11 protein-coding genes are annotated in these 9,722 nt (G+C 64.5%); 6 read left to right on the plus strand and 5 right to left on the minus strand.

Going from position 1 to position 9,722, the window contains the following annotated elements; translation table 11 throughout:
• The first annotated feature begins 7 nt into the window (after nt 1-7).
• Nucleotides 8-919, plus strand: a complete 912-nt coding sequence (locus tag ACLP9N_RS39965) for an HpcH/HpaI aldolase/citrate lyase family protein (protein WP_442412563.1) — start codon at nt 8-10, stop codon at nt 917-919.
• A gap of 146 nt (nt 920-1,065) precedes the next feature.
• On the plus strand, nt 1,066-1,221 hold the full coding sequence (locus ACLP9N_RS39970; protein ID WP_442412564.1) for a hypothetical protein: 156 nt from the start codon (nt 1,066-1,068) through the stop codon (nt 1,219-1,221).
• Nucleotides 1,222-1,272: 51 nt separating this feature from the next.
• Here the strand turns inward: ACLP9N_RS39970 and ACLP9N_RS39975 are convergent, their stop codons facing one another.
• The 4 genes from ACLP9N_RS39975 to ACLP9N_RS39990 all read right to left on the minus strand — a co-directional run bounded on the left by ACLP9N_RS39975 (nt 1,273) and on the right by ACLP9N_RS39990 (nt 4,331).
• Complete coding sequence (locus ACLP9N_RS39975; protein WP_442412565.1) at nt 1,273-1,881, minus strand: TetR/AcrR family transcriptional regulator; 609 nt, start codon at nt 1,879-1,881, stop codon at nt 1,273-1,275.
• Nucleotides 1,881-2,654 (minus strand): SDR family NAD(P)-dependent oxidoreductase, encoded by a 774-nt coding sequence (locus tag ACLP9N_RS39980; protein ID WP_442412566.1) that lies wholly within the window; start codon nt 2,652-2,654, stop codon nt 1,881-1,883. Before ACLP9N_RS39980 ends, ACLP9N_RS39975 begins: the two co-directional genes overlap by 1 nt.
• On the minus strand, nt 2,651-3,148 hold the full coding sequence (locus ACLP9N_RS39985) for a VOC family protein (protein WP_442412567.1): 498 nt from the start codon (nt 3,146-3,148) through the stop codon (nt 2,651-2,653). Before ACLP9N_RS39985 ends, ACLP9N_RS39980 begins: the two co-directional genes overlap by 4 nt.
• 97 nt (nt 3,149-3,245) lie before the next feature.
• Entirely contained in the window at nt 3,246-4,331 is a 1,086-nt protein-coding gene (locus ACLP9N_RS39990; protein WP_442412568.1) for an NAD(P)H-dependent amine dehydrogenase family protein, read from the minus strand.
• Between the two features lie 93 nt (nt 4,332-4,424).
• Between ACLP9N_RS39990 and ACLP9N_RS39995 the strand changes: the two genes are divergently transcribed.
• A complete protein-coding gene (locus tag ACLP9N_RS39995; protein ID WP_442412569.1) occupies nt 4,425-5,282 on the plus strand; it encodes an SDR family NAD(P)-dependent oxidoreductase in 858 nt (285 codons plus the stop codon).
• 160 nt (nt 5,283-5,442) lie between these two features.
• On the plus strand, nt 5,443-6,942 hold the full coding sequence (locus ACLP9N_RS40000; RefSeq protein WP_442412570.1) for a flavin-containing monooxygenase: 1,500 nt from the start codon (nt 5,443-5,445) through the stop codon (nt 6,940-6,942).
• Here ACLP9N_RS40000 and ACLP9N_RS40005 read toward each other — a convergent pair.
• On the minus strand, nt 6,939-7,943 hold the full coding sequence (locus ACLP9N_RS40005; RefSeq protein WP_442412571.1) for an AraC family transcriptional regulator: 1,005 nt from the start codon (nt 7,941-7,943) through the stop codon (nt 6,939-6,941). The two genes, ACLP9N_RS40000 and ACLP9N_RS40005, sit on opposite strands and share 4 nt — an antisense overlap.
• A gap of 205 nt (nt 7,944-8,148) precedes the next feature.
• Between ACLP9N_RS40005 and ACLP9N_RS40010 the strand changes: the two genes are divergently transcribed.
• Both ACLP9N_RS40010 and ACLP9N_RS40015 read left to right on the plus strand, forming a co-directional pair.
• Nucleotides 8,149-8,982, plus strand: coding sequence for an SDR family oxidoreductase (locus ACLP9N_RS40010; RefSeq protein WP_442412572.1), 834 nt, complete (start codon nt 8,149-8,151; stop codon nt 8,980-8,982).
• A complete protein-coding gene (locus ACLP9N_RS40015; protein ID WP_442412573.1) occupies nt 8,979-9,641 on the plus strand; it encodes an alpha/beta fold hydrolase in 663 nt (220 codons plus the stop codon). Before ACLP9N_RS40010 ends, ACLP9N_RS40015 begins: the two co-directional genes overlap by 4 nt.
• Nucleotides 9,642-9,722 lie beyond the last annotated feature (81 nt).

Here is a 9,722-nt window from a genome sequence, read left to right on the forward strand (position 1 = left end):
TTCACCGATGAGCCAGTTACTGCGCCGCTCCGAACTTGCGGTGCCGGCGAGCAACGACAACATGTTCGAAAAGGCCGCCGGGTGTGGTGCGGACCTGGTGTTCCTGGATCTCGAGGACGCGGTGCCCGCAGCCTTCAAGGAGGAGTCGCGCGCCAAGGCGATCAGCGCGCTCAACGACATCGACTGGGGACGCACCGTGCGTGCCATTCGGATCAACGGCCTGGATACCCAGTGGTGCCACGACGACCTCATTGACGTCGTGACCAAGGCCGGCGGAAACCTGGACACCATCATCATCCCCAAGCCCCGCAGGGCCCGCGACGTGTGGTGGGTGGACGTGCTGCTCACCCAGCTGGAGGCGAAACTCGGCCTTGCCAAGCGCATTCGACTCGAAGTTCTCATCGAGGAAGTCGAAGGACTGGCCAACGCCGAGGAGATCGCGCTGGCCAGCCCGCGCCTGGATGCCTTGATTTTCGGCGTGGGTGATTTCTCGCTATCGCAAGGCGCGCGGGTGGACACCAACTTCGTCCCGCTGGGCGAATACCCCGGTGATTTCTGGCAGTACGCCCGCAACAAGGTCATCGTTGCGGCGCGGATCGCGGGCATCGACGCGATCGATGCGCCGTATCCCGACTACAAAGACCTGCCCGGATACGAGCGCGACGCGCGCCGCGCGTCGCTGCTGGGTTACACGGGTAAGTGGGCAATTCATCCCGACCAGGTTCCCGTCGCCAACACGGTCTACGCGCCGACTGCCGACGAGATCGCGCGTGCCGAGCGCAATGTCGCCGCTTACCGGGAAGCCGAGGCCAAGGGGCGCGGCGCCGTCGGGGTCAACGGCGTCCTTGTCGATGCCGCGCACGTCAAGATGGCTGAACAAACGCTCGCGCGTGCCGCGCTGATCAACGGTAGCCGCTAGCGGGGTGGATCACGACCAGGCCTTTTGCTGCCTCGGCCGACCATCCCCATTAAGCGGGCGTCCGGAATCGGGATTGGCGTCTCTGCATTTGGGTACACCAGGCTAGTCAACCAATTGGACGAGCGCTCAACAGAGGGGAGCTCGGTGTGATTATTCTGGGCATCATTCTGGCGGTGATCGGTTATTTCACCGGCATAGGGATTCTTTACACCATTGGGGGCATCCTGGTGGTCATCGGCGTGATCTTGTGGATCCTCGGGGCTGTCGGGCGTCCCGTGGCTGGCCGCAAGGTTTGGTTTTAGCCTGTTTCGAGGGCGAGTAGGTCGCTCGGCGGTGGTGCCTGCCTTCGACGACTACTTCGGCTTCCTTTTCCAGTGGGGACTTTTGACCGCCTCTAGCGCTTCGGTGACATAGCGATCTAGGGGGCAACGGTTGCTGGATTGACGGACCCATTGCTGAAAGCCGAAATCGGCTGCCGCGAAGCCGAGTTGGGCCAGCAGGCCCGGACGGATGTCGGTGTCGGGATTTGCGCCCATGCGTTCAGCGATTATCTGAGTCGCCCGTTCCTTGTCCGCGGGTGTGTGAAACCTGATTTTGTCGATCAGATCAGGTGCCATCATCAAGGCTTCCCGCCACTCTTCGGTGTCGGATTCGTCGAACGAGCGGGTCCGCGTGATGATGGCGTTGACCAGCGCGACGTCCGGTGACTCGCTGGCGGGTCGCTGCTCGAGCAGGTGGACGATCGCTGCGCCGCCGTGGCGAACGGGCGCCAGCAGCAGTTCTTCTTTGGTGGGCACGTGGCGAAAGAAGGTGCGCGGCGAAACCCCTGCAGCAGTTGCGATTTCCTCCGTCGTCACGGCATCGTATCCGCGTTCGATGAACAGCCGGAACGCCGCCCGCCTGATATCGGCCCGGATCTGCGCGCGCTGGCGATCTCGCAGCGACCCTTCGCTGGTGACCATCAGCGGAAGCAGCCGATTCCACCGTCGACGTGAATGGTCTGCCCGGTGATGAACGTCGCGTCCGTGCTGAGCAGGAACGCCACCAGCGCGCCCACGTCGGTGCGAACATCGCCGATACGCTTCATCGGAACCCGCCGGACCGACTTCGCGTAATCGTCGGGTGCGAACTGTTTCCACAGCTTGACGCCGTCGGACTCGGCGAACGGGCAGATGACGTTGACGCGGATGTTGTCGCGCCCCCATTCCAGGGCGGCGACCTTGGACAGCCCGCGGATTGCTTCCTTGGCGGCGGCGTAACCGCCCCACTTGGGTTCGCCGCCGGTGCCGGTGCCGGAGCCCAGGTTCACGATCGACCCGCCGCCCGCTGCGACCATCAGCGGGTGGACGGCCTGCATGAGGAGGAAAGTCGCTCGGGGGCCGACGTCGTGACCGAGCGCCAGGTCGTCGGTGGTGATGTCAACGAATGCCTTGGGCTCGTTGGTGGCTATGGCGTTGTTGACCAGGCCGTGCACCGTGCCGAAGGCGTCGACGGCAGCAGCCGCAATCCGCTGGGCGTTGTCCGGGTCGCGCAAGTCGGCAACCAGCTGTTCGACGCGACCCAGTGCCTCAAGCTCAGCGGTTGTCGCGCTGAGCTTTTCATCGAGGATGTCGACCAGCAGCACCGACGCACCGCGTTCCAGCAGTGCTGCGGCAATGCCCTTCCCGACCCCTTGAGCGGCACCGGTGACAATCGCGACGTGCCCGCGCATCGAATCGGGGTGCGAGTAGGTCATTGGGCTGGCCCAATCTGCATCCGCACACCGCGGTGCAACTCGTAGGTGCTACGCACCCCGCCGGGCAGCTCGATGAACTCCACCGGGGTCCCGTCCGGATCCTTGACGAAAAACATTCGCACCCCGCCGATTTCGAACGGGTCCTGGTCGGGTGTGTAGCCTGCGGCGGAGATGCGGCGGTGCGTGTCGTCGAGATCGGGCACCGACAAAGACACGTTGTGGATCCCGGTGATGCCACGAGGTGGCGCCTTGTGATCCGGCGCGTTCGCGCCTAGCGACAGCAACTCGACCATCAATCCGCCCAGCAAGCCGCCGACCACCCGGCCCTCCTGCTTGCGCTTCGCATGCAGGACCGCGTCAAAAGGCTCTCCGGACATTAGGGTTTTGAAGACCACCTCCATGCCCAGCACATCGCGGTAGAACGCCAGCGCGCGGTCCATGTCGGTGACCCCAACGACGAGGTGGCAAAACGACACATCGGGCAGGACGGTCATGGGGCCTCCTGGTTAGCGCGAGCAGACGCAAAAGGCCCTATTTCGTAGTGGAATTGGGCGCTTTTGCTGGGGGCACCTCCCGCTTGCGGGGGACTGCTCACCGTGCGGTCCGGGCGAGATCCGGAGCCGGGCTCCCGGCGAACAGCGGCAGGTCGAGGTAGGTCTTGATGCCGGGCTCGGCGGCGCAGACCTCGGGGATGGCGTTGATGCAGTGGTTCGCGGTAGCGACGACTCCCGGATTTCGTTTCAGCCCTTCGGCGATCGACGGCGGTTGCAGTCCCTTGAAGGTGAGGCTCACGGTGGGGTCGCCGGTGATTTCGACCTCGAAGCGTTCGCCGTGCCCACCGAAATTCCAGGCCGGATCCAGGTTCTCTTCACCCATGAGCCAGTTGACCGCCGCCGTGATGACCGGCTCGCCGCCGGCGAGAGCTTGCCACCGGAACCTGCGCGCGGCCACGGTCCCCGGGGGAAGAGGAAACGGGCCGTAGTCGATATCCGAGGTCGCCACGGCGATCTCCTGAATAGTCCTGATGTTGGGATCAATACGAAATCCCATGTGATCGGCGATCATTCGCACCGACATCTTGAAACCCGATTCGAGCAGGCTGGCCATGGGTCCCTGCATGGCTTCCTCGGGGGGACCGCCGAACCCCATGATGTGACGCACGACGTCCGGGGCGTTGTAGGTGCGGATGTCGGAGAACTCCTCGGCGCGCACGTGCGTGACTGCGGACGACAGAGAGGACACCATGAGCGGGAATCGCTCGGTGATGCCGCCGGGATGGATTCCCGACCCATGCAGGGTTACCCCGGCTTCGAGTGCAGCGTCGGCGATGGCTTTGTGCCGTGGGTTGCTCAGGTCGGGGTACACCCAGCCGACCGGGGTGACCACGTTCTTGCCGGACCGCAAAATCGTCACGACCTCTTCGTCATTGGGGACTAAAGGGCTGTACATGACGCAGTCGGCGTCGAGGGCCAGCACCTCGTCAATGCTGGTGGTCGCGGCGACGCCCAGTTCGCCGGTCCCGAGGATCTGACCGACGTCGAGCCCGTTCTTGTCGGCGCTGTGCACCCAGCATCCGACTAGCTCGAGCTGTCGGTGATTGAGTACGCACTCAATGGCGGCCTTACCGACGCCGCCGGTCGCCCATTGGATGACACGCAACTTGGTTGGGTTACTCATCGGCGACCTCTCTTGGCACGGAGACGACAAGATGGCACAGTATGACCGCATGGCAGTGACTGTCAATGAGCGCTTCGCGCAGGAGGGCTGGCAATGAGCGTTCTCGATGGCAAGATCGCGATCGTCACCGGAACCAGCCGTGGTGTGGGCGTCGGCATCGCCCATGAACTCCTGCGAGCCGGGGCCACCGTCATCGGCTGCTCGCGTTCGCCGCTGGACACCATCCCGGGCATTGAGACTGAATGGGGATTCCGGGCCTCGCAAAAGGTATGCGATCAAGGCGATTTCCGCTCGATCGACTCTTTCGTCACCGAGGTCGTTGCCGCCCATGGCCGGATCGACATCTTGGTGAACAACGCCGGCGGAACCGTCCCGGCGCCGCACGCGGAAAGCATTCCCGAACTCGTGCAACGCATTCAGGGTGCACCCCGCGGCGACGACGAGTACGAGCGCACCGCCCTGTTTCACGCCTTCGCCGTGCAGATGAACCTCATCAGCCCACTCTGGTTCGCCATCCGCGCGTACCGGCAGATGCGCACCCAGCACGGCATGGGCTGCATCATCAACATCTCCAGTGGCGCCGGGCATCCCGCGGGCTCGCCGACGTTGGTCTCCTACGGTGCAGCCAAGAGCGGCCTCAACCATCTCACCCGCTCGCTGGCCGAGGAGTGGGGCCCGAAGGTTCGAGTCAACTGCATCGCGCTGGGCCCGACGATGACCGAAAACTTTCGGTCGTTCGTGCTGCCCAAGGACGATCCCACCGGCGAGAAGTACTTCGCCGCAGTCCCGTTGCGCCGCGCGGGAGAGCCTGCGGAGGTGGGCCGCGTTTGCGTCTTCCTCGCGAGCGGAGAGGCTGACTTCGTCAACGGCACCACCATCGAACACGACGGCGGCATGCTGCCCGGCGTGCTTTACGACGCAGGCCTCAAGACCATCACCGATCTCTTGTAGCTTCACGGGCGGTCACATCCGGCTCATCGGACATGCTGTCCTGAAGTGTCAAAAAGCTGTCCTCTTCTGTCAAGACACTAGAGTCCGAGCTGCCGCACAGTGGTAGACACAAGCCTCCGACAACGGAGTTCGTGAGGCGCCGACCGAACAGGAAACAACCGTGAACTCCACCAGCATCGAGCACGTCGACGTGTTGATCATCGGCGCCGGCATCTCCGGGATCGGCGCTGCCCACTACCTGCAGAAGACGCAACCCGGCAAGACATTCGCGATAGTGGAGGCCCGCGACGACATCGGTGGAACGTGGGATCTCTTCAAGTACCCGGGAATTCGCTCGGACTCCGATCTGCACACGTTCAGCTACGAGTTCAAGGCATGGGAGAACCCGAAGGCGATCGCGAGTGCGGACGCCATCATGTCCTACCTGAGGGAGACGGTTGCCGAGAACGGCATCGGGCGCGCGATCCGCTTCGGCCACAGAGTGATTGAAGCGGCGTGGTCCACACGGGATGCCCGCTGGCTGGTGCAGATGGAGCGGACCGGCACTGGCGAACGCGTCACCATGAGCTGCGGATGGTTCTTCTGCGCCAGCGGATACTACCGCTACGACGAGGGCTTCACGCCGGAATTCCCTGGCCGGGAGCGGTTTGCCGGGCAGATCGTGCACCCGCAGCATTGGCCTGAGGATCTGGACTACCGCGGCAAGCGGGTGGTGATCATCGGCAGCGGCGCGACCGCGGTCACGTTGGTGCCGGCCATGGCGGAGACCGCCGGCCACGTGACGATGCTGCAGCGTTCCCCGACCTACATCGTGCCGGTGCCGTCCGAGGACCGCATCGCCAACACTCTGCCGAGGCTGATCGGTCGCGAGCGGGCCTACGCTGTCACGCGGCAGAAGAACGTCGCCAAGCAGCGGCTCATCTTCCGGTTCTGCCAGCAGTACCCCTGGGCCGCCCGGCGACTGATCCGTCACCTCAACGCCAAGCAACTGCCGGCGGGGTATCCGGTCGACGAGCACTTCCGACCCGCCTACAACCCGTGGGACCAACGGCTGTGCGCCGTGCCGGACGCCGACATGTTCAAGGCCATCCGCGACGGGCGGGCCTCGGTGGTCACCGACCAGATTGCCACCTTCACCGAGCGCGGAATCCGGCTGCAATCCGGACGCGAACTTGAAGCCGACATCATCGTCACCGCCACCGGCTTGAACCTGCTGGCCTTCGGCGGCGTCAGTCTCTCGGTGGACGGTGTACCCGTCAACTTGTCGGAGAAGGTGGCGTTCAAGGGCTTCCTGCTCAGCGAAGTCCCCAACTTCGGCTACGTATTCGGCTACACCAATTCGTCGTGGACGCTGAAGGTCGGGCTGATATGTGAGCACTTCTGCCGGCTGCTGGCCCATATGGACGCTCATGGTTACGACGTCTGCCGTCCGCACGCGCCCGAGTCAATGGACACCCTGCCGTTGCTGGATATCACCGCCGGGTACGTCAAGCGAGCGGTCGACCAGTTCCCCCACCAGGGCACCGAAGGTCCCTGGCGGACCTGCATGGATTACCGCGCGGACCGAAAGACGTTGCGCGAGGGCCCAGTCGACGACGACCACCTTCGGTTCACGACGTCGGCTTCGGCTGACTCACCGCAGCCGGTATTGGTCGGCTAGCGCCGCGACCGACTCGAATTGCGGTAGGCGGTTGGCCCGGTTCCGAACCAGCGTTTGCACGAGCGGGTCAGCACGCTTTGCTCGGCGTAACCCAGTTCGCAAGCCAGGTGCGGAAGGCTGATCCCGGTAGTCCGTAGGTAGCGATCCGCGGTGTCCTTGCGGACCTGATCGACGAGAGCGGCGAAGGTGGTGGCTTCCTCGGCCAGCCGACGCTGCAGCGTTTTCGGGTGCAGATAAAACTGCGCAGCGACCACCTCGAGCGTCGCCGCTCCAGTGGGCAGCAGTTGACGCACGATAGTGCGCACCGATTCCACGATCCCGGCACCCACTGGGGTGATGCTGCTCAAATAGTCGACGACGGCGCGGTGCGCGACGTCGTCGCGGCTCAACGGACGGCTCAGGTCGGCTGTGCGCACCGTGTAACCCGCGGTGCGTTGTGCGAAATACGCCTTGCAGCCGAAATACTGCACGTAGCTGGCTTGCGGTGTGAGCGGATCGTGGGGTAGATGCACCGCCAGCCCCGTGTAATTCGCACCCATCAGAAGTCGGAACACCCGTAGCGAGACCCCCAGGGCGAGTTCCATTGTCTGCGGGTACGGGGGCGCGTCCTCAAGCAGGAATTGGAGCGCGATGAACGACCGCTGCGGGTCGGCGAGCGGCGTGATGTTGATGGCGATCACTGGACTGTACGCCGCCATGAACGTGTTGAAGATCGCCAGCGCGTCGGCCACCGTCGCCGCGGTCCGGGCCGCGACTCCGACCGGCCCTAGGATCTCGATGCCCTGACGTTGCGCCAGTCGCCGCCCGAAATCCGGTGTGGCCGTCGCCTCCGCGGCCGATTCCATCGCTCGTATCGCCGCGCGGAACGGAATGAACGCGTCGTAGTTGCCGACATCCCGTTCCCTGACGCCTGCCGAACGCAGCAGGCCGACCGGGTCACCACCCAATTCGGTGACCAGGCTCGGGTAGTTCGAGAGCCCGGTCCCGCGCACCACGGACATGTCGTTGACCCTCGACAGACAGCGACAGTGTGTCAAGGGCGAGCGTCTGCTCACCCTGTCCTCTAGTGTCAAAATATTGTCTCCGAATGTCAAGAGGAGCGCCCTGTCGAGGGTGCATTATGAAGGGGGCGAACGGATAGCTTGGGAATATCAAGGCCCTCCCGAGAGATACGGGAGCCATCGCAGTAGAAAGGGTTTCGCAGAAATGTCGATCCAGCGCGTCGCGATCACGGGGGGAGCCCGCGGCATTGGCCGTGCCACCGCCGAAGCCTGTCTGCGCGAGGGCATGTCTGTGGTCATCGGCGACATCGATGGCAACGTGGTCGCCACAGTCGCTGCGGAGTTGGGGCCGCGGGTCGTCGGCCTGCCGCTCGACGTGCGCGACCCGGACAGTTTCGAAGCGTTTCTGGATGAGGCCGAACGAAGCATCGGCCCCCTCGACGCGTTGGTCAACAATGCCGGCATCGGCCCGATCGGTGCATTCGTCGACGAAGACCCACGCGAAACCCAACGGACAGTGGACATCAACCTCGGCGGCGTGCTAACCGGAACCCAGTTGGCGTTACGCAGGTTCCTTGCCCGCGGCCACGGCCACATCGTGAACCTGGCGTCATCGGCAGGCCAGATCGCTCCCGCGAGCGGGGCCACTTACGCGGCCTCCAAGCATGCCGTCGTCGGCTTCACTCGAGCGATTCGCGCCGAAACACGTGGCACCGGGGTCCGCACCACGATCGTGATGCCCGGGCTGATCCGCACCGACATGATTAGCGGCTTCAAAAAGCCGTGGACCACAAGGGTTGTCGCACCAGAGGCGGTCGCGGACGCGATCGTCGGCGCCATGAGAAGCGGACGCGAAGAGGTGTTCGTCCCGCGTGAACTCGGGCCTATCGCCCGCATGATCGCGGGTACCCCGCCCGGCATTTCCGACAGGGTCAAGCGGATGTTGAAGGCGGACACCGTGATGGCGCAAGCCGACAGCCTCGCCCGTGCGGCCTACCGGAACCGGATGGATGCACAGGTGAAAGAGATCCTGCGATGACCGGATTCGAGACGCGGCAGCTGGTGGTCAACGGCGTCCGCTCGCCGGTGCTGATCGGAGGATCGGGTGCCGCCGGCGAGGCCGTCGTGTTCGTGCACGGCAACCCCGGCTCGGGCAGCGATTGGGAACCGCTGATGGAACGCGTCGCCGAGTTCGCCGCCGTCGTCGCCCCCGATATGCCGGGGTTCGGCGGCGCGGACAAAAGGGCCGACCATGACTACACCCTGGCCGCATACGGCGCGCACCTGGGCGGCCTGATCGACCAACTCGGTATTGACGCGGTGCACCTCGTCGCGCACGACTTCGGCGGACCGTTTGCACTGACCTGGGCCGCCGCCAATCCGGACAAGGTCGGCAGCGTCACGTTGATCAATACCGGAGTGTTGCTCGATTACAAGTGGCATCGGCTGGCCCGGGTCTGGCGCACTCCCGTCGCCGGGGAGCTGTTCATGCGCACCGCCACCCGCCGCCTGGCGCGGTTGGTGCTCCGGCACGACAACCCCGGCCTGGACGCGTATTGGGTGAACCAGATTGCCGAACACCTTCTTCCGGCCGGGACGAAGCACGCCGTGCTGCGGCTCTACCGGTCCACCCGCTCAGTGGACATGGACGCGCTAGGAGCGTGGGTCAGTAACACACCGATCGGGGTGCACGGCTGATTGCCGGGTACACGCGATGATGGGGTGTGCCTGATGATCTCGATGATGGTGGGTTGTTCGCGGTAGATGCCGCGCAGCGGG

The sequence above is a fragment of the Mycobacterium sp. genome (assembly GCF_052144515.1).
In the GTDB taxonomy this organism is placed as follows: domain Bacteria; phylum Actinomycetota; class Actinomycetes; order Mycobacteriales; family Mycobacteriaceae; genus Mycobacterium.